Below are 19,264 nucleotides of genomic sequence, written 5' to 3'. Positions count from 1 at the left end.
AGGCCAGGTGCGCAGCGTACCCTACGGCAGCGTCGCCGCCCTCTGGCGCCAGCCATCGAGCAGACGCCCACCCCAGACGTTGATCAGCAAGCCGACCATCACCAGCGCTGCGCCGGCCATCTGCAGAGCGCCAAGGCGCTCGCCCAGCAGCATGGCCGACGAGCTGATGCCCACCACCGGCACCAGCAACGAGAACGGCGCCACCTGGCTGGCCGGATAACGCGACAGCAGGCGGCTCCACAGGCCGTAGCCGAGAATGGTGGCGCCAAACGCCAGGTAGGCCAGCACCAGGGCCGAATCCAGACTGAAATGACGCAGCGAATCGCCGATTACCTGCGGCCCTTCCAGCCACAACGACAATCCCAGGAAGGGCAAGGGTGGAATCAGGCTGCCCCAGACCACCAGGCCGACCAGATTGACCTTGCCCAGCTTGCGCGTCACCACGTTGCCCAGCGCCCACATCGAAGCGGCGGCGATGGTCAGGGCGAAACCGGCCAGGGTCATCGCCTGCCCGCCTTCCAGGCCGATCAATGCCAGGCCCGAGGCCGCCACCAGCAGGCCGAACAGATTGCTACGGCGCAGCCGCTCGCCAAGAAACAGCGCGGCGAAGAACAGGGTGAAGAACGCCTGCGACTGCAGCACCAGCGAAGCCAGGCCGGCAGGCATGCCCACGTACATGGCATAGAACAGGCAGGCGAACTGCCCCAGCGAGATGGTCGCGCCATAGGCCAGCATCCAACGCAGTGGCACCTGCGGCCGGCGCACGAAGAGAATCGCCGGGAAGGCGGCCAACATAAAGCGCAGTGCCCCCAGCAGCATCGGCGGCATGCCGTGCAGGCCCACCTTGATGACCACGAAATTCAGCCCCCAGACCAGGATCACCAACAGTGCCAGCAATAGATCCTTGGGGGTCATGGCAGAAGCCTCATGATGAATGAACAGGCATTAGACCAGTCACCAGGCCTGCGCAGACAGACACAGTCGGCCAGCAAAGCGACCACACAGCCGCGCTAAGCCCTTTTCCGATACAACGCTAGATCAGTTCCCCCCAGAGCCTGATGCTCCCCCATCGTGCCGCTGGGGGGAGCGGCCTGTGCTTGCAATCGCGGGTCAACCACCTGTGGTTCTACCACTTCGCTCGGCGGGTTATTCTGCAGACAGGAGTGCAGTTGATCTGGCGCTTTCTGCAGGGTGCGCGGCCGCTCGGCACGTTCACCATCGCGCGAAGCCCATATCGATAAGGCGGTTTTCCCTCCTCTGTCTGGCTGCGCTCGCAACCACTAGATCCGAGGGTGAAGCAAACCAGGCCGAAGATCACCCGATGCCTGACTGCAAACCTGTTACTCTCGACGACTATGCTTCATACAGCGCACGCGCTTTGCAGACGGCCCGGTGGCCGAGGAGGTGGTAGTGACCAGAACGTATACGTCCAGTCAATGATCCATTTTTCGGAGTAACCACCATGAGCAAGAGTCAGGATTCACACAAGGAAAGCAAGAAAAAGCCGCAGAAGACCGCGCACGAAAAACGCGAAGCCAAGCGCGCGAAGAAACAGGGTTCGACCACCTTATTGGGTAGCCACTCGTCCCACGCCTGACCTCCCCCGCCCGGCACAGACCTACTGTGCCGGGCTCTGCAGCAGCTTCCACCGAAATTGCAGGTGCCGACAACCGCGCAAGGCACTAGAATCCGCACCCTATCCGATCGTCAGGCCGCTCTCGCGCGCCGACGCCGTTTCACTATCGGCCAGGAGACCCCAGATGGGCGCCCAGTGGAAAGCCAAACCCAAAGAAGCCGCCGCCAATGCCCGAGGCAAGATCTTCGGCAAGCTGGTGAAGGAAATCATGATCGCCGCGCGCAACGGCGCCGACCCGGACATGAACCCCAAGCTGCGCCTGGCCGTGCATCAGGCCAAGAAGGCCTCGATGCCCAAGGACACCCTGGAGCGCGCCATCAAGAAAGGTGCCGGGCTGTCCGGTGAGGTGATCAACTACGAACGCACCCTGTACGAGGGCTTCGCCCCCCATCAGGTGCCGTTGATCGTCGAGTGCCTGACCGACAACGTCAACCGCACCGTGGCCGAGATCCGCGTGTTGTTCCGCAAGGGCCAGCTCGGCGCGTCCGGCTCAGTGAGCTGGGATTTCGACCACGTTGGCCTGATCGAAGCCAGCAGCGACAGCGATGCCGACCCGGAACTGGCCGCCATCGAAGCCGGTGCTCAGGACTTCGTACCGGATGACGAGGGCGCCACCCTGTTCATCACCGACCCGACCGACCTCGACGCCGTGTGCAAGGCGCTGCCGGAGCAGGGTTTCACCGTCAACTCGGCCAAGCTCGGCTACCGCCCGAAGAACCCGGTGACCAGCCTGACGCCGGAGCAGATGGAAGAAGTCGAGGCCTTCCTCGAAGCCATCGACGGCCATGACGACGTGCAGAACGTTTACGTCGGCCTCGCCGGCTGATGCCGTTGGGCGCCCGATGGGCGCCCATTGCTGAGCTTATGAAAACCACACTGCATATCGCCGCTGCCTGCCTGTTCGACGAACGCGGCCGCCTTCTGCTGGTACGCAAGCGCAATACGCGCTTCTTCATGCTGCCTGGTGGCAAACGCGAACCGGGCGAAGATGCCTTGTCGGCGCTCGAGCGCGAGCTGCTCGAAGAGCTGGAACTACGGCTAGACGCCACCGCGCTGCAACCGCTCGGCCAGTTCCAGGCACCTGCCGCCAACGAAGCCGATACCTGGCTGCAGGCGGATATCTACCGCGCCGCCCTGCCCCACGCTGTGCAAGCGGCTGCCGAGCTGGAAGAACTGCGCTGGCTCGACACCACCGCCCCCCTGCGCGATGACCTGGCGCCGCTGCTGCGCGAGCAAGTGCTGCCGGCCTTGCAACGCCTTCATTGAGGGCTGTTCGCGGAATCGCGGAAAAGCAGTCTTGATACCGCACTGGCAAGTTTGTGTGTTGCCGGGGTTCAAGCTGTTTATGGGCGTTTAGCTGAAAGCTCTCGTTTCGCCCATCGATGCCTAAGGGTCGACTTACAAGAGGTACCGGTACGCCGGCCGCTTGCAAACAGTAAGCCGTTGGTGGGAGTACTGAGCGTGAGCCGAGGTGCCGAACTCGGCGTGGCCCGGCGGACTGTTCGCTGGCGCTCCTGAGTCCGCCCTACGGCTGCCGTGTGCGGTCGAGCGTACTCGCGAAACAGTACGCGGGGTTACCTCGGGTTCAGGCGCGTGCAGAGCCCGCCCAGGAGGGCGAACGCAATCGTCGTGGAAGAGGTTGAGCGACATGGATGTCGCGAAAGCCACGATGGGCCAGGGATGGCCCACCGCGGCGGGCCTCTGGAACGGCGATGGAGTGAGCGAACCCTCGCGTAGCGAGGGCCGGATGACCGGGCGGAGGGTTTTGGTTACTTTTGTCGGGCCGGCCATCCGGGGCAAAAGTGACTCGCCCGGGAGGGCGAAACCAAAAACATCAGCAAAAACGCGGCAATTCGGAACAGACACAAGAACAACTAACACCGTATTGCCAGTCCGGTGTCACCCAGGCATTCCTCCTGAAAATGCGATGAACCATTTTTTGATCCACGACAACGCAGGCGACAGCGCCAGCCATTAGGCTGCGCCGATAACCAAAACCATTCTCTTTGCGTGCAAACCCATAGGAAGCGAGGTTTGCCATGAGTATCACGTCCGCCCAGATCTGCCAGGCCGCCGACCAGTTGCAGGGCTTCGTCGGCTTCAACGCCAAGACCGGCCAGTACCTGCTGCGTTTTTCCGAAGACAGCTTCGGCCTCGATGTGCCGGCCGAAACCATCACCCCCACCAGCGAATACGTCTGGCAGGCCTATGACGTCGGCCTGATGCGCCTGGATCGCCAGCGCCTGGCCTGGCTGCAGGCGCAGCGCATCGATGATCGGGTCAACCTCGGCGAGCCGCTGCGGGTTTATCTGCGGCGCAGTGACCTGCCGGAAATCCGCGCCGAGCGCCGCCCGCTCAACTGCGCCTGATCAGCGCTGATAACCCCGGGAAAAACGCCGCTCCAGGCGCGCCTGCACCAGCTCCAGGAGGATCGACAGCACCCAGTAGATCAGCGCTGCGGTGGTCAGCATTTCCAGGTAGCGATAGCTGGAACGGCCATAGGACTGAGCCAGGAACATCACCTCCCACACCCCCATCACCGAGATCAGCGACGAATCCTTGAGCATGGAGATGAACTGGTTGGCCGTGGGCGGGATGATGGTGCGCATGGCCTGCGGCAGGACGATGTAGAAGAAGATCTGCCCTGGGCGCATGCCCATGGCCACGGCGGCCTCGCGCTGCCCGGTGGGCACGGCCATGATACCGGCGCGAAAGATCTCGCTCAGGTAGGCGCCATAGTTCAACGACAGGGCGATGATGCCGGCACTGATCGCCCCGGGCACCAGGCCGATCTGCGGCAGGCCGAGGTAGATCAGCAGTATCTGGATCAGCAGCGGCGTGCCACGGAAGAACGAGGTGTAGAAGCTGGCCACGCCGAGCAGCACCGCGCTGTTCGACAGCCGCGCCAGCGCGGCGGCGAAGCCCAGCAGCAACGACACCAGCATCGAGCACAGACACAGGAACAGGGTCAACGCCGCGCCCTGCAGGAAGCCGTTGGGGCCGAGCTTGAAGCCGGCCAGGTAGGGAAACTTCTCCACGATGATGGAGAACTTCAGGTCGAAGCTGAGAAAGAAGCCAACGAACAGGATCAGCAGCGCCAGCCAGGTCAGGTACAGGCGCGTGCGGAAACCGAACAGACCAGCGCTCGCGCCATTAGGGGCGAGCGCTCGGGAGGGTTGCTGATCGCTCATTTACTGATATCGGCGCCGATCCACTTCTGCGACAGGCGCGCCAGGGTGCCGTCGGCCTTCAACTCGGCGAATGCTTCGCGCACCTTGGCGTTCCATTCGGCGTCGCCCTTCTCGATAGCCACCGAGTTCGGCTCTTCGTACAGCGGCGCGCCGGCCAGCTTGAAGCGCGCATCCTGCTGCAGACGCGGCTGTGCGGTGACCAGGTTGGTGAGCACCGCGTCCAGGCGTACGCCAGCGCCCAGGGCGAGATCCTGGAAGGCGACGTTGTCGGTGTCGTAAGGGGCGATCTGCACGAAATCGAACGGATAGTCGATCTGGCGCTCTTCGTCGCCCTCGATCACCAGGTTCTTATTCAGGTAGCTCTCGTAGCTGGAGGCGCTGGTCAGGCCGACCTTCATGCCATCGAGATCCTTGGCCGAGTGGATGCGATCATCCTTGGCATTGACCACGATCACCGCGGGCGACGCGTAGTATTCCACCGGGAAATCGAACACCTCGGCGCGCGCCTTGCTCGGCGTCATCGAGCAGATGCAGATGTCGTAGCGACCGTTCCAGCGGCCTGCAGCGATCACGTCCCAGGACGGCGTCTCGAAACGCACCTTGACCCCCAGCTTGTCGGCCACGGCCTTGGCCACGTCGACGTCGAAGCCATCGAGCTGGTTCTGCTCGTTGAGGAAGGAGAACGGCGGATAACTCTCCATCAGCACGTTGACCATTTCCTGCTTCGCCTGCACGCGATCGAGGGTTTCCCCGGCAAGGGTCTGGGTGGTGAGGGTGGCAGCGAGCAGGCTCGCGCCGAGCAAGGGTGGCAAACGCATGGAAATACCTGAACAATAGATGGGCAAAAGGATGGCGTATTAAATAGTTATAAGCGGCATCCAAGAAGTGAATTCTATTCATATTGATATAGTCGGAAGTCATATGCACGACAAGCCTTTGCTTATTCTCGATGGCGGCATGGGAAGAGAACTGCAGCGCCGCGGCGCCCCTTTTCGCCAGCCGGAATGGTCGGCCCTGGCCCTGACCGAAGCGCCGGAGGCCGTGATTGCCGTTCATGCAGCCTTCATCGAGGCCGGTGCACGGGTCATCACCAGCAACAGCTACGCCGTCGTGCCCTTTCATATCGGTGAACAGCGTTTCGCCGCCGAGGGTCTGAGCCTGGCCGATACGGCTGGTCGCCTGGCGCGCAGCGCAGCCGATGCCAGCGCTCAGCCGGTGCGCGTAGCCGGTTCGCTGCCGCCGCTGTTCGGCTCCTACCGGCCGGATCTGTTCCAGCCGCAGCGCGTCAGCGAAGTGCTCACCCCGCTGCTGCAGGGCCTGGCGCCGCATGTCGACCTGTGGCTGGCGGAAACCCAGAGTTCGATCGCCGAGGTACGCGCCATTCATGAGCGACTGCCGCAAGACGGCAAGCCGTTCTGGGTGTCCTTCACCCTGCAGGACGATGGTGTCGATGAGGTGCCGCGCCTGCGCTCCGGAGAAACACTGAGCGAAGCTGCCGAGGCCATGGCCAACCTGGGCGTGCAGCACCTGCTGTTCAACTGCAGCCAGCCGGAAGTGATCGGCGCGGCCATCGATGTGGCCCGCGACACCTACGCCCGTCTCGGTGTCGATGTCGCCCTCGGCGCCTATGCCAACGCCTTCCCGCCACAGCCCAAGGACGCCAAGGCCAACGATGGCCTGGACGAGTTGCGCGACGACCTCGACCCGCCGGGCTACCTGGCCTGGGCCAGGGACTGGCGCCAGCGTGGCGCGAGCATGCTCGGTGGCTGCTGTGGCATCGGCCCGGAGCATATCGCCGAACTCCACCGCCACCTGTAAGCCGCATACAGGCACGACGCGCAGCCCTGCGTGTCGTGCCTGTGCATACCTACATGCCTGACTACCGCCAACTGCCCAGCCACCTGCGCCCGCTGGTGGACAAGTTCTACCGCCAGCATCGCTCCGCCATGCGCAGCCAGGCCGGCGACGAACTGTGGGTGGCCCAGCAGGGCAACGACATCGTCGCCGCCTTGAGTCTGCGCCCGGTGGCCGATGGGCAATGGCTCACCGGCCTGTTCGTGGCACCAGCGCAGCGTGGCCAGGGCCTGGCAAGCGGGCTCCTGACACAGAGCCTGCAGGCACACCCCGAACCAGCATGGCTGTTCTGCCACCCCGATCTCCTTGGGTTCTATCGACGCCAGGGCTTTCAGCCATCCCTGCGACTGCCGGATGAACTCGACCAACGGCTGGCACGTTATCGGCGCAGCAAGTCTCTAATAGCGCTACGCGCTCACTGAACGCCCGTCCAGGTTCCGTTGGCCCTTCAGAGCGAAACAACAACAGAACCTGATGGCACTTCGCCCAGAAAAGGCCTTGCCAGGCATCGACAAAGCTCTGCATGCTTGTCTACACAACAATGAAAAACGCCATGAAGACCCTCAAGACTCGCTTGCTCAAGCGCCTGCGTAACGACTTTCAACTGTCGATCGTCTCCCTCATGGGCTTATTCGGCGTGATCGGCATTGCCCCCTATGCCGTCTACCGCCTGCTGACTGGCAACTACCTGGTCGGCATCGCCGACACCATCATCGTGCTCTCGACCCTGGCCGCTGTGACGTACGCCTGGGTAAAGCGCGACACGACCACCCCTGGCATCTATCTGGCCGCCGTATTTTCCGTCGGCGCCACCCTCATCGCCATCAACCTGGGGGTCAACGGCCTGTTCTGGATCTACCCACTGATCCTCTTCAACTTCTTCATGGTTCCGCCTGGCAAGGCCTTGCTCGCGACCCTGCTGGTGCTCGTGAGCCTCGTCACCCATGCCCTGGTGTTTCCCGGCAGCGTATTCGAGAGCAACTATCAGATGGTGTCGTTCCTGGTCACCAGCATGATGGCCAGCACCTTGAGCTTCATCTTCGCCTACCGCACCGGTGTCCAGCGTGATCAGTTGCAGGTGATGGCCTCACAGGATCCACTCACCGGCGCGCGCAACCGGCGCGCCATGAACGAAGAACTGAAGATCGCCGTGGCCAGCCATCGTCGCCACAAGCACAGCTACGGCGTGTTGATCATGGATCTGGATCACTTCAAGCAGGTCAATGACCGCTGCGGCCACCATGCAGGCGACCAGGTGTTGATCGCCTTCGTCGAAATCATGCAGCGCGTCTCACGCAGCGAAGACCGCCTGTTTCGCTTCGGCGGCGAGGAGTTCCTGTTGCTGCTGCCCAATACCGACCTGAGCGGCTTGCACAGCGTCGCGCAGAACCTGCTCACGCGCGTCTCTGCCGAGCTGTACAGCCCGGTGGGCCCGGTCACCGTCTCCATCGGCGGCGCCGTCCTGCAGAGCGGCGAGCACTGGGAAAGCTGGATGCAGCGTGCCGATACCTGCCTCTATGAGGCCAAGAGCGCGGGACGCAACCGCGCCATCATCCACCCTGGGGAGCCAGCGCGCACCCACAAGGACTAACGGCTGCGCTGCTGCTGATAACTACCCGCCCCCGGCTGCCGCTCGATGATCAGCCCACCCGGGTATTCGGTGCTCTGCCGAATGCCGCCGCGTGTCTCAGTGGAATGACTGCCGTAGCGGCTCTCTTGCCGTACGCTGCCTTGCGGCAGGCGCTGACCACCATAGAGGTCGTACTGCTGATAATTCGCCGAGCCAGACACGCTGCCACTGGCGCCCGGGCTGACGTAACTCTTGGGAATGACCCTGATCGTCTGCGGCTCATCGGCAAAGGCCGTAGCGGCACAGATGCAAACCAGCACCATCGATATCAAACGCAGCATCGCTGAACCCTCCACTCCCTGATCATGACCGCCTGCAGAGTCGACAAAACAGCACCATAGTGCTCTTTTGACAATGGATGTGAAGAAGGGTGCAGTCTCGACCCAGCCCGCAAAACCACGACCACGTCACATTTCACTGGCCTTTCCTGCAGCCTTGTGTAGCATGCGCCACACCAGTGATAGCACTAGGCCAGGAGGCCGTAACGAACATGGAAGAACCTGAGCTGCATCGAGACAACCTGCGCCGCAACGGCCGCAAGGCATCCTGGGAAAACTTCAACACCGCCCCCCGACGCAGCGGCACAAACCCCGTTAGAAAGGTCGCCACCCCACAGAAAGACACCCTGGCACCTTTCACCCAGACTCACCGCCACGAAGCATCCACACCTCTGGAGCCAGGCAGTCTGTGGCCGATCTATGCCATCTTCCTGTTCGCCTTCGGCATGCTGGCTTACGTCAGCTATAACCTGATGTAGGGAAAACCAAGCACAGAAACGACAAAGGGCTAGCCGAAGCTAACCCTTTGATTTTTATGGTGCGGAGACAGGAGTCGAACCTGCGACCTTCGCATTACGAAATACGGCACCTCACTCGGTAAAAGCTGAAAGTCAGTAAAACCGAGGCTTCTAGAGCGCCTTCGATGTGATACTCCTTCACTAAGCTGCCCCCGAGGCTCAACCAGGGACACCTCAAGTTGTTGCGCGTTGCGCAACATGCTACGCTTCGCCAATGATCAAATCTTTCCAGCACAAAGGGCTGCGCAAGCTATTTGAAACGGGCAGCACAGCAGGCGTACAACCCGCCCATGCCAAGCGGCTACGAATGCAGCTAGCAGCCCTGGATACAGCCATGACGGTAGACGACATGGACATCCCTGGCTTCCGCCTGCACCCGCTCAAGGGAGAAATGCGTGGGCGCTGGTCGATCATGGTGAACGGCAACTGGCGGCTGACGTTCGAGTTTCGCGACGGAAACGCTTATGTCCTGGACTATGAGGATTACCACTGATGAACATGCACAACCCGCCCCATCCTGGTGAATTCATCACCGATATCTACCTGGAGCCGAACGGCATCAGCGGTCGTGAGCTGGCCGAAAAGCTGCGCGTAGCACCCTCGACCCTGAGCCGTGTGCTCAAGGGCACCAGCCGCGTAACGCCGGAAATGGCTCTGCGCCTCTCGGTAGCACTTGGTCGCTCGCCTGAGAGCTGGCTAGCTATGCAAGATGCTTACGACTTATGGAATGCCCGTCAGCATGTAGATCTGCAGCAGGTTGGAAAGCTGGCGTTTGCATGAATGTACTCAGGGTATGCCGCCAGCAGCGCGGACAGGTCTTCCAGCCTGGTCTTGGTTTTGATATCTGTCGCCACGGTCTGCCACCAGCAACAATCACTGATGGCAGTGCGTTTGACCAACGGCATCCGGGCCGATTAAGGGCGCCTCTAAAACGTAGGCGAGGCAGTCAGCGCAATACCGATGGCGGCCCCACAAAAACAGGCGAAGAAAGCACCTGGCCCGCATTCGGGTTTACGTGTTGTAAATGAGCATTCTGATCGGACTCACGCACGAGCCTGTTTTTAACGCCGCGATGGCAACGCAGGCAGTTTTTAGAGGTGCCCTTAAGTGGCAGAGTGAGTAGAAGACGGTACTCTGCCCCATGATCATCCTGTCGCGCTCAAGGCTTGAGCCATGCCCAATCTGACCCTGGAAGCCAAGAAGGCTTACTACGCCAAGATTCGCCAGTCGAACTATGCCGCCAGCCTGCGCCTGGAAGGCTTCGCTACCACACCAGAAGATGCCAAGCGCAAACTCCCAACGCGCGAAGAAGCCCTGAGCGCTTTACGCGCCCGACAGTCTTGATGATCTATAAATACGGCTTCGATCAGGATGGTATCTGTCGCACCGGCCAGCCAAATCGCCTAGCAGGGACACCCCCATAAACGACAAAGGGCTAGCCGAAGCTAACCCTTTGATTTTTATGGTGCCGGAAACAGGAGTCGAACCTGCGACCTTCGCATTACGAATGCGCTGCTCTACCAACTGAGCTACACCGGCGAGAAGACCGGCGCATTATGCGAGTTGCCGCGGTTGGACTCAAGCCATGGCTGCATCAACCTTAGCAGGCCGTTGAAAAACGTAGGCGAGGCAGGCAAGACAAGGCAAAAACAGCCGAAAAAGCGCAGTTTACGTGTTGTAAATGAGCATTTTGACTGGGCTCGCACGCGAGGCTGTTTTTAACGCAGTATTGCCAACGCACGACTGCATGGATGCAGGAGGTAGAGCGACGCAGGAAGCCAAAGCCGAGGTAGTTTTTCAGCAGCCTGTTAGAGCAGTTCGATGCGGTCATCGTAGATACGGATTCGCCCTTCCTTGTACAGGCCGCCAATGGCTTTCTTGAAGTTGCCCTTGCTTACGCGAAACGCTGCGGTGATGGCTTCCGGTGGGCTCTTGTCGCTCAGCGCCAGCACCCCGCCCTGCTCGCGCAGGCGTTCGAGTATCTGCTCGGCCAGGCCGGTGGCGGCTTCGCGGCCGATGGGTTGCAGGCTGAGGCTGATCTTGCCGTCGGCACGCAGTTCCTTGATGTAGCCCTTCTCACGCATGCCGCTGCGCACGAACTTGAACAGTTCGTTCTTGTGGATCAGGCCCCAGTGCTTGCCATCGATGATGGCCTTGAAGCCAAGGTCGGTGCGCTCGACGATGAGCAGGTCGACCTCCTGCCCCACCTGGTAGTGTGCCGGCGTCTGGTCGAGATAACGATCCAGACGTGCGGTTGCGGTCAGGCGGCGGGTGCGCTTGTCCAGATAGAGGTAGACCACGCAGTAGTCGCCGAGCTGCAGCGGGCGCTTCTCTTCGGAGTGCGGCAGCAGCAGATCCTTGGCCAGGCCCCAGTCGAGAAACAGGCCGATGCGGTTGATGTCGACCACCTTGAGGCTGGCGAACTCGCCAAGCTGAATCTTGGGCTTCTGCGTGGTGGCGATCAGCTTGTCTTCGCTGTCGAGGTAGAGGAACACGTTGAGCCAGTCCTCGACCTCGCAGGGCGTGTCCTTGGGAATGTAGCGCTTGGGCAGGAGGATCTCGCCGTCGGCCCCACCATCGAGGTACAGCCCGAAGTCGGTGTGCTTGACCACCTGTAAAGAATTCATCCGCCCGATCAAGGCCATTGCGTTTTCACCTCGCTGAAACAGCCGAGGATTCTACCCCAGTTCGGCCGCCACCGGGCCGCATCCGAGCTTATTCGACAGCCGGTCACGAGTGTGCAAGCCGCTGAGTGGCAAGCGCTTTTCGGCCTGAGCAAGGCTCGTAGCGCAGAGCTCTGGGGCAATAGATCGAGCAGGGAGGCGCCCTTTGAGGCATAATCACCGACCGCCCACTGAAAGACAGAGAAAGCTCATGGCTACCCTGCGCGTCAAATCCTCCAACAGTAAATCCAGCAAACCTGAAGCGGCCGTGGCCACTCGCGAGTCGCTGGAGGCGCAGATTGCCGCCTTCCTCAATGGCGGCGGCGAGATTCAGCAGATTGCCAAGGGCGTGAGCGGCCAGCAGTACGGCGGCACGCGGCAAATCACCATCAGCCGCAAGTAAGCCCCACTGGCCGCTGAAAGCCCCCTGTGCTGTCTTTCAGCGGCCTGCTACAGCCCCAGGCGCAGCAACTTCCCGTTCGGGGCATCCGTCAGCAGGTAGAGGTAGCCGTCCGGCCCCTGCCGCACATCGCGAATCCGGACATCGAGCGACTGCAACAGACGCTCCTCGTGCACCACTTCATCCCCTTGCAGTTGCAGGCGAATCAACGCCTGGCCCGCCAGCGCGCCAATAAACAAGTTGTGTTGCCAGGCCGGAAAGCGCTCTGCATCGTAGAAGGCCATGCCGCTGATCGCCGGGGATTTTTCCCAGACATGGTGCGGCGCCTCGGTGCCTTCCACCACCTCCCCCTTCGCTTCGGGAATCGGCAGCATCGAGTAGTTGATGCCATGGGTGGCCAGCGGCCAACCGTAGTTCTTGCCGGCCTCGGGGATGTTGATTTCATCGCCACCGCGCGGGCCGTGCTCGTGGGTCCACAGCCGTCCCGTCCAGGGATTGAGCGCTGCCCCCTGTTGGTTGCGATGGCCGTATGACCAGATCTCTGCACGCGCGCCAGTCTGGCCGACGAAGGGGTTGTCCTGCGGAATGCTTCCGTCCGGGTAGAGGCGCACCAGCTTGCCCTGCAACTTGTCGAGTGCCTGCGCGGTGGGCCGGTCGTTATTGTCGCCCAGGGCGATGAACAGGTGGCCGTCGCGGTCGAACACCAGGCGCGAGCCGAAGTGCACACCGTTGGACAGCTTGGGCTGCTGACGGAAGATCACCTCGAAGCCCTCCAGCGCCGTGGTATCAGCCGACAGACGTCCGCGCCCGACCGTGGTGCCGGCCGCACCGTCACCGGCTTCGGCGTAGGACAGGTAGACCAGGCGATCCGTGGCGAAGTCCGGCGACAGCACCACGTCCAGCAAACCGCCCTGCCCCGAGGCATAGACCTTGGGCACGCCGACCAATGGCGCGGAAATAGCCCCCTCCGGGCTGATGCGGCGCAGATTGCCCGGTCGTTCACTGACCAGAAAGCCCTGCCCATCCGGGAGGAAGGCGACCGCCCAGGGGTTGGCCAGCCCATCGGCGACGGTATGCACCTGCAGGGTGCCGAGTTCACTGGGCAATTGCCGATCTTCGGCAAGACCGAATGGGCTGCCGAGCATAGCGAGCAGCGCGAAGCTGGCGAGGGTCTTGGAGCGTGGCATCGGAACCTCCTGCGCGAGAGAACGGCTGTCCATAGTGCTACAGCACCGAGAACCCGGCAGCCGTGCAAAGGTTTCCTCAGGTTTCAGTCAGCCTGATAGCGCCGGGTAATGACGGCGTACTCACCGCTCTCCCGAAGCTGGCGCAAGCCCTGGTTGAAACGCTGGCGCTGGGCATCGAGGCGAAAGCCCAGGCGATAAGGCGTGGGCGCGAAGATGTCGTACCAGGTCAGGGGCTGGGTCACATCGACCTGGTCGGCCACTTCGGCGTCGAAATAACGAATGATGCGTCTGTCGCCCACCACCACATCGACCCGACCACTGTAGAGCAGGCGGTTGCGATTGATCTGGTGGGCTTCCTCACGGTAGTCGGGATTGCGCTCGGCCATGCGCTGGAACTCTTCGCCCAGCAGCCAGCGCGCGCGCTGGAAAGCGCTGATCGAATGCCCCTCGAGATCGGCGATGCGCTCTATGCGATAGCCGCGCCTGGTCAGGGCCACAACGGCATTGTGGTAATGGATGTAGACATCCGAATAGTAGGCCTCGACGCCACTGCGTTCATGGGTGGTGGCGATGGCATCGATCTCGCCGCGGCGTAGCATCAGGTGCAGGCGCTCCATGGGCGCATAGTAGGCATCCACCTCGAAGCCGACCTGACGCGCCGCCTGGTTCACCAGATCATATTCGAGCCCACGTGGTTCCCCCTCGAACACATAAGGCGGTTTGTGCGTACCGAAACCGACATGCAGGGTTTCAGCCTGCGCCAACGAGGCCAACCATAGCAATCCAACCCACCACCACCCGCTACCCATGCAACGCTCCACTTGTCGACAAGGCAGAGCATAGACGGCTCCACGCTCATCACCACAATGGATGCCAGAGGATTCACTCCGCTTTGCGCCATGCCAGCTAGACTGGCTCGACTGACTTGCACTGCCTGGAGAACATCATGCTCAAAGCCGAATACCAACACCGCGGCCCGGTGCCGCAAGACGTGATCGAAGCCGTTGCCCTGACACTCCCCGAGCCGGCCGCCGGCCAGGTGCGGGTAAAGGTGCTGGCCGCGCCGATCAACCCCTCCGACGTACTCACCCTGACCGGCGCCTACGGCATGCTGCCGCCGCTACCAGCGGTCGGTGGCAACGAGGGCGTGGGCCGCGTCGAAGCCCTCGGCGAAGGCGTCAGCCAGTTCAAGGTCGGCCAGACCGTGCTGCTGCCGGTGGGTTGCGGCACCTGGGTGAGCGCCATGAACGCGCCGGCGGACAAGCTCATCGCGCTGCCGGACAGTGACCCGCTGCAACTGGCCATGCTCACCGTCAACCCGCCGACCGCCTCGCTGCTGCTGAGCGAGTTCGTCGACCTCAAGCCGGGCGACTGGGTGATCCAGAACGCAGCTAACTCCGGCGTCGGCAGCTACCTGATCCAACTGGCCAAGCTGCGCGGCTTCAAGACCCTCAACGTGGTGCGTCGCGAATCGGCGATTGCCGGCGTCGAGGCCGAAGGCGGCGATGTGGTGTTGGTCGACGGCCCCGACCTGGCCAAGCGCGTGCGCGCGATAACCGGCGGGGCCGATGTGCGCTTGGGGATAGACGCGGTCGGCGGCGCCAGCACCGACCACCTGGCGGCCGCGCTGAGCAACGGTGGCGTGCTGGTCAACTACGGCATGATGAGTGGCCAGCCCTGCCAGGTCTCGCCAGCCTCCTTCGTGTTCCGCGACGTGACCCTGCGTGGCTTCTGGCTGGCCAAATGGTTCCAGCAGGCCAGCCAGGCGCAGCAGATGAAGGTGTTCGGCGAACTGGTGCAACTGATCGCCAGCGGCAAGCTCAAGACCCGCATCGCCGCCACTTACGACCTGGCGCATATCAAGGACGCCGTGGCAGCCGCCGCCAGCGGCGAGCGCGACGGCAAGATCCTGCTGGTGCCCTGAACCGACAGCAGACAGCGGCCGGGCGTACCAGACACCGGCCGCGTAGGCGGAGGGCGGACTCAGGAGCCTAAGCGAACAGTCCGCCGGGCCATGCCAAACCTGGCCCCACAACGCTCCGCTGAAACGCCCACGGCGTACTGCTTCGCGAACGGATCACCACCCTTCCCACTCTCAAACCGGCACGGCCTGCTCCAATCCCTCGCGCATGCGCTGGGCATCGCGCTGGAAGCTGCGTGACGCCTGGAGCAAGGCCAGCAGAGTGCAGAACAAGGCCACCGGAATCAGCAGCATCGCATCATGCAGGCCAGCGGCCTTGAAGGCTTCGCTCATCTCACTGGCACCGGCTGCCTGCATCGCCGTTCTGGCGTAATGATCCGACAGCCCGCCCACCACCAACGGGCCGAGGCCACCGCCGAGCAGATACAAACCTGCGAAGAACAGCGCCATCGCCGTGGCCCGCAGGCGCGGCTCGACCACGTCCTGAATCGCGGTGTAGACGCAGGTATAGAAGTTGTAGGAGAACAGCCAACCCAGACTGAACACGCCAACGAACAGGCTGATGTCGATACGCCCCGCGCTCAGCGACCAGCCCGTGCAGAGGGTGCCGATAAGCATGCTCAAGGCGGCAAACAACAGACGCCCGTTGGCCCAGCGCTGGTGCACCTTGTCCGCGACCCAGCCGCCCAGGGTCAGGCCGACCAGCCCGGTCAGGCCGACGATCATCCCCGTGGCCATCGCCGCCTGCTGCAGGCCCAGGCCGAAGTAGCGCTGCAGCATCGGCACCATGAAGGCATTGCAGGCGTAGGTGGCGAAATTGAAGGCCAACCCGGCCAGTACCAGCCACCAGAAGGTGCGGATCGCCAACACCTTGCGCAGCGGATTGGCCACCGGCTCCTGACTCATCGGCGTGCTCTCCGCCGCGCCGCGCTGCGGCTCGCGGATAAAGAACAGGAACAGCGCCAGGATCAGCCCCGGAACCGCCGCGATGAGAAAGGGCGCCCGCCAGCTACCGAAGGCCTGCACCATGGCGCCGATGCTGAAAAAGGCCAACAGCAGCCCCAGGGGCAAGCCGAGCATGAAGATGCCCATGGCGCGCGCTCGCTTGTGCGCTGGGAACAAATCACCGATCAACGAGTTGGCCGCCGGAGCATAACTGGCCTCGCCGATACCCACTCCCATGCGAATCAGCAAGAAGCTCCAGAAATTCCAGGCCATGCCATTGAGCGCCGTCAGCCCGCTCCAGACGGCCAGGCCCCAGCCCATGATCTTGCGCCGTGCGCCCGTGTCGGCCATGCGCCCCAGCGGCACGCCGGCAATGGCATAGACGATGGTGAAGGCAGTGCCAATCAGCCCTAGCTGCAGATCGCTCAGGCTCCACTCCAGACGTATCGGCTCAATGATGATGGCCGGGATGGTGCGGTCGAAGAAGTTGAACAGATTGGCGAGAAAGAGCAGGAACAGAATGCGCCAGGCATTCGGGGCTTGCTGGTCAGGTTGCATGGCTTGCCATCTCCTTGTGTCAGTGCCAGGCCTGTGTGGTGCCGCCCCCCTGGCAGCACCGGCCAACCACCGGAGCCGGCAATCTAGGCAGTTTTCCTCAAACTGTCTGCGAACATTCGCTTGATTTATGTCATGCGATGTTGCGGCGGCAAAAACCGCTCAGATATTGAGCAAAGCATGGATTTGCATGCTAAACCCAATGAATAGCGCTATGACCCATAACCCAGGTGCGGATACCGCATTGCCCCGCCAGCGCCAGCAAGCGCTGACAGCGCAGGGGGTTCTACAAGGCAAGGGTGACTATGGAAGGGTTGTCTATTCGTTTTCTTGGAGATTTACCTGCCACCGGCCAGCTATTGCTCGAATGCCGTCATGATCCCTGGCTGGTGCTGCTGTCCTACGTGATCGCCACGATCGGCAGCCTGTGTACGCTGAACATCACCAAGCAACTCGACTACATGCAGCGCCGCAGCATGCGAGTGACCTGGGTGCTGGTCGGCGCCCTGTGCCTGGCCGGCGGCATCTGGAGCATGCATTTCATCGGTATGTTGGCGTTCCAGGCGCCAGTGGCCATCCGCTACGACCTGCCCACCACCCTGTTCTCCCTGCTGGTCGCCCTGGCAGCGGCATTACTGGCGCTGACCTGCATGGCCCAGGCCCGTCCGGGCCTGCACCGCCAAGTACTGGCGGCTTGCATCATCGGCAGCGGTATCGCCGCCATGCACTACAGCGGCATGGCCGCCATCCGCTCACCCGCAGAGACTTACTACCACGGCGGCCTGTTTGCCCTTTCCATCGTCATCGCCATTGCCGCCAGCTTCGCCGCCTTGCTGCTCGCCGAGTATTTCCGCTCCAGCATGCAGCGCCATCAGCGTTGGTTGAAATACTCGGCAGCGCTGGTCATGGGCGCGGCCATCACCTCCATGCACTACACCGGCATGGCCAGCATGCACCTGGTGGTGCCGGACGGCACGCCCCTGCTGATGCGCCGCGCCGACAACAGCCTGCAACTGGTACTGAGCGTCGCCTCGATCACCTTGCTGATTCTCAGCCTGAGCCTGATCGCCACCTGGATCGGGCGCAAGCTCGACGACAAGGAGCGCGACCTGCAGCGCGTCAATGCGCTGCTGGCCCAACTGGACAATGCCCGCGCCTCGCTGGAACAGGTGGCCCACTTCGATCCGCTGACCGAACTGCTCAACCGACGCGGCTTCAACCGGGTGTTCGCCGCCGCCCTGGAAGAACACGCAGTCACCGGCCGAAATCTGGCAGTGATGTTCCTCGACATCGATCACTTCAAGCGCATCAACGACACTCTTGGCCATGACTCCGGCGACGAACTCCTGCGGGTGGTCGCCCTGCGCATTCGTGGCGCGTTGCGCGAGCGCGACATCATCGCCCGCTTTGGCGGCGATGAATTCTGCGTGGTCGCCAGCCTCGACAGCGACATCGCACCACGGGTGCTCGCCACGCGCCTGCTGGAGCAGATGAAAGAGCCGATCTTTCTCAGCGGGCGCAAGCTGGTGATGACCACCAGCATCGGCATCAGCCTGTTCCCCCAGGACGGCAATAGCCCCGACGAGTTGCTCAAGCATGCCGACCTGGCGCTCTACCAGTCCAAGGGCAGCGGGCGCAATGCGATGCACTTCTTCAACCCGCACCTGCGGCAGAAGGCCTCCTTCGAGCTGCAGCTAGAGGAAGACCTTCGACAATGCCTGCAACAGGGCAACGAGCTGCTGCTCTACTACCAACCGATCGTCGACCTGAACAGTGGCGAACTGGCCAAGCTCGAAGCCCTGGTGCGCTGGAAGCATCCCCAGCATGGCCTGCTGACGCCGGATCGTTTCATCTCCATCGCCGAGGCCAACGGTTTCATCGCCCAGCTCGACGACTGGGTGATGCAGCAGGCCTGTCATGACCTGAACTACCTCAACCAGATGGGCTACCCACAGTTGAAAGTGGCGGTGAACTGCTCGGCACTGAACCTGGCCAACGACCATCTCCCGGATCGCATCGAGCAAATCCTGCACGACACCCACTGCCCAGGCCAGCGACTGGAAATGGAAGTGACCGAAAGCGCGCTGCTGAGCAACATCAACCGGGCCATCAACCTGCTGGAAAGGATTCGAGGACTGGGCGTCAGCCTGTCCATCGACGACTTCGGCACCGGCTACTCCTCGCTGGCCTACCTGCGCCGGCTACCGCTGGATACGCTGAAGATCGACCGCTGCTTCATTCAGGACGTCGTCACCTCGAACCAGGATCGCGAGATCGTCCACGCCATCATCGCCATGGCCCAGGCGCTGCACCTCAAGGTGGTGGCCGAAGGTGTGGAAACCACCGAGCAACTGGCCTTCCTCAGGGAACGCGGCTGTGATCAGGTACAGGGCTACCTGTTCAGCAAACCGCTGCCACTGGCCGAAATCGTCGCCCAGTTCCCACCACACGTGCTACCACTGGAACGGCTTGGGGCCAGGTTCTAG

Annotated in this window: 22 protein-coding genes and 1 tRNA gene; 14 read left to right on the top strand and 9 right to left on the bottom strand. The window is 62.3% G+C overall.

Annotated features, from left to right (window positions below; all coding sequences use genetic code 11):
- Positions 1-21: 21 nt before the first annotated feature.
- The gene (locus OU800_RS08625; RefSeq protein WP_268182887.1) at positions 22-915 is read right to left on the bottom strand and encodes an EamA family transporter; all 894 of its coding nucleotides are present in this window, start codon (positions 913-915) and stop codon (positions 22-24) included.
- 547 nt (positions 916-1,462) lie between these two features.
- On the opposite strand from OU800_RS08625, the gene OU800_RS08620 reads away from it, so the two are divergent.
- The 4 genes from OU800_RS08620 to OU800_RS08605 all read left to right on the top strand — a co-directional run bounded on the left by OU800_RS08620 (position 1,463) and on the right by OU800_RS08605 (position 4,005).
- Entirely contained in the window at positions 1,463-1,597 is a 135-nt protein-coding gene (locus tag OU800_RS08620) for a hypothetical protein (RefSeq protein ID WP_268182885.1), read from the top strand.
- A 163-nt stretch (positions 1,598-1,760) separates the two neighbouring features.
- A complete protein-coding gene (locus tag OU800_RS08615) occupies positions 1,761-2,462 on the top strand; it encodes a YebC/PmpR family DNA-binding transcriptional regulator (RefSeq protein ID WP_268182883.1) in 702 nt (233 codons plus the stop codon).
- Between the two features lie 38 nt (positions 2,463-2,500).
- Positions 2,501-2,902 carry an NUDIX hydrolase gene (locus OU800_RS08610; protein ID WP_268182881.1) on the top strand — a complete coding sequence of 134 codons (402 nt, stop codon included), beginning with the start codon at positions 2,501-2,503 and terminating at the stop codon, positions 2,900-2,902.
- Between the two features lie 773 nt (positions 2,903-3,675).
- Positions 3,676-4,005 (top strand): DUF2025 family protein, encoded by a 330-nt coding sequence (locus tag OU800_RS08605; protein ID WP_268182879.1) that lies wholly within the window; start codon positions 3,676-3,678, stop codon positions 4,003-4,005.
- Here the strand turns inward: OU800_RS08605 and OU800_RS08600 are convergent, their stop codons facing one another.
- Together OU800_RS08600 and OU800_RS08595 are read right to left on the bottom strand one after the other, a co-directional pair.
- Positions 4,006-4,827 carry an amino acid ABC transporter permease gene (locus tag OU800_RS08600; protein WP_268182877.1) on the bottom strand — a complete coding sequence of 274 codons (822 nt, stop codon included), beginning with the start codon at positions 4,825-4,827 and terminating at the stop codon, positions 4,006-4,008.
- Complete coding sequence (locus OU800_RS08595; RefSeq protein WP_268182875.1) at positions 4,824-5,645, bottom strand: ABC transporter substrate-binding protein; 822 nt, start codon at positions 5,643-5,645, stop codon at positions 4,824-4,826. Before OU800_RS08595 ends, OU800_RS08600 begins: the two co-directional genes overlap by 4 nt.
- A 103-nt stretch (positions 5,646-5,748) precedes the next feature.
- On the opposite strand from OU800_RS08595, the gene OU800_RS08590 reads away from it, so the two are divergent.
- From OU800_RS08590 to OU800_RS08580, 3 genes are all read left to right on the top strand, one after another.
- Positions 5,749-6,645 (top strand): homocysteine S-methyltransferase family protein, encoded by an 897-nt coding sequence (locus OU800_RS08590; protein ID WP_268182873.1) that lies wholly within the window; start codon positions 5,749-5,751, stop codon positions 6,643-6,645.
- Between the two features lie 53 nt (positions 6,646-6,698).
- Positions 6,699-7,103 (top strand): GNAT family N-acetyltransferase, encoded by a 405-nt coding sequence (locus OU800_RS08585; protein WP_268182871.1) that lies wholly within the window; start codon positions 6,699-6,701, stop codon positions 7,101-7,103.
- 131 nt (positions 7,104-7,234) lie between these two features.
- Positions 7,235-8,272 (top strand): GGDEF domain-containing protein, encoded by a 1,038-nt coding sequence (locus OU800_RS08580; protein WP_268182869.1) that lies wholly within the window; start codon positions 7,235-7,237, stop codon positions 8,270-8,272.
- Here the strand turns inward: OU800_RS08580 and OU800_RS08575 are convergent.
- Complete coding sequence (locus OU800_RS08575) at positions 8,269-8,592, bottom strand: hypothetical protein (protein ID WP_268182868.1); 324 nt, start codon at positions 8,590-8,592, stop codon at positions 8,269-8,271. The two genes, OU800_RS08580 and OU800_RS08575, sit on opposite strands and share 4 nt — an antisense overlap.
- A 209-nt stretch (positions 8,593-8,801) precedes the next feature.
- Between OU800_RS08575 and OU800_RS08570 the strand changes: the two genes are divergently transcribed.
- The 4 genes from OU800_RS08570 (at position 8,802) to OU800_RS08555 (ending at position 10,451) form a co-directional block, all read left to right on the top strand.
- Positions 8,802-9,068 (top strand): hypothetical protein, encoded by a 267-nt coding sequence (locus OU800_RS08570; RefSeq protein ID WP_268182866.1) that lies wholly within the window; start codon positions 8,802-8,804, stop codon positions 9,066-9,068.
- A 253-nt stretch (positions 9,069-9,321) separates the two neighbouring features.
- A complete protein-coding gene (locus OU800_RS08565) occupies positions 9,322-9,600 on the top strand; it encodes a type II toxin-antitoxin system RelE/ParE family toxin (RefSeq protein WP_037002684.1) in 279 nt (92 codons plus the stop codon).
- Entirely contained in the window at positions 9,600-9,887 is a 288-nt protein-coding gene (locus OU800_RS08560) for a HigA family addiction module antitoxin (RefSeq protein WP_268182864.1), read from the top strand. The genes OU800_RS08565 and OU800_RS08560 overlap by 1 nt, the downstream gene beginning before the upstream one ends.
- Positions 9,888-10,280: 393 nt before the next feature.
- Entirely contained in the window at positions 10,281-10,451 is a 171-nt protein-coding gene (locus tag OU800_RS08555; RefSeq protein ID WP_268182863.1) for a YhfG family protein, read from the top strand.
- 119 nt (positions 10,452-10,570) lie between these two features.
- On the opposite strand, the gene OU800_RS08550 is transcribed toward OU800_RS08555, so the two are convergent.
- Positions 10,571-10,646, bottom strand: a tRNA-Thr gene (locus tag OU800_RS08550).
- A 269-nt stretch (positions 10,647-10,915) separates the two neighbouring features.
- The gene (locus OU800_RS08545; protein ID WP_268182861.1) at positions 10,916-11,752 is read right to left on the bottom strand and encodes a CvfB family protein; all 837 of its coding nucleotides are present in this window, start codon (positions 11,750-11,752) and stop codon (positions 10,916-10,918) included.
- A 229-nt stretch (positions 11,753-11,981) separates the two neighbouring features.
- Here OU800_RS08545 and OU800_RS08540 point away from each other — a divergent pair, with 229 nt between their 5' ends.
- Positions 11,982-12,173: a hypothetical protein gene (locus OU800_RS08540; protein WP_268182859.1), complete on the top strand. Its 192-nt coding sequence runs from the start codon at positions 11,982-11,984 to the stop codon at positions 12,171-12,173.
- A 47-nt stretch (positions 12,174-12,220) separates the two neighbouring features.
- On the opposite strand, the gene OU800_RS08535 is transcribed toward OU800_RS08540, so the two are convergent.
- Together OU800_RS08535 and OU800_RS08530 are read right to left on the bottom strand one after the other, a co-directional pair.
- The gene (locus OU800_RS08535) at positions 12,221-13,315 is read right to left on the bottom strand and encodes a PQQ-dependent sugar dehydrogenase (RefSeq protein WP_268184244.1); all 1,095 of its coding nucleotides are present in this window, start codon (positions 13,313-13,315) and stop codon (positions 12,221-12,223) included.
- Positions 13,316-13,440: 125 nt separating this feature from the next.
- Positions 13,441-14,166 (bottom strand): substrate-binding periplasmic protein, encoded by a 726-nt coding sequence (locus tag OU800_RS08530; RefSeq protein WP_268182857.1) that lies wholly within the window; start codon positions 14,164-14,166, stop codon positions 13,441-13,443.
- Positions 14,167-14,303: 137 nt separating this feature from the next.
- On the opposite strand from OU800_RS08530, the gene OU800_RS08525 reads away from it, so the two are divergent.
- Positions 14,304-15,281: a zinc-dependent alcohol dehydrogenase family protein gene (locus tag OU800_RS08525; RefSeq protein WP_268182855.1), complete on the top strand. Its 978-nt coding sequence runs from the start codon at positions 14,304-14,306 to the stop codon at positions 15,279-15,281.
- Positions 15,282-15,452: 171 nt separating this feature from the next.
- Here the strand turns inward: OU800_RS08525 and OU800_RS08520 are convergent, their stop codons facing one another.
- Positions 15,453-16,781: a spinster family MFS transporter gene (locus tag OU800_RS08520; protein ID WP_268182854.1), complete on the bottom strand. Its 1,329-nt coding sequence runs from the start codon at positions 16,779-16,781 to the stop codon at positions 15,453-15,455.
- A gap of 302 nt (positions 16,782-17,083) precedes the next feature.
- Here OU800_RS08520 and OU800_RS08515 point away from each other — a divergent pair, with 302 nt between their 5' ends.
- Positions 17,084-19,264: a putative bifunctional diguanylate cyclase/phosphodiesterase gene (locus tag OU800_RS08515; protein ID WP_268182853.1), complete on the top strand. Its 2,181-nt coding sequence runs from the start codon at positions 17,084-17,086 to the stop codon at positions 19,262-19,264.

This window comes from Pseudomonas sp. GOM7 (assembly GCF_026723825.1).
Lineage (GTDB): Bacteria > Pseudomonadota > Gammaproteobacteria > Pseudomonadales > Pseudomonadaceae > Aquipseudomonas.
The sequence above is the reverse complement of the archived record's forward strand: the minus strand, read 5'-3'. Positions and strand labels throughout refer to the sequence as shown.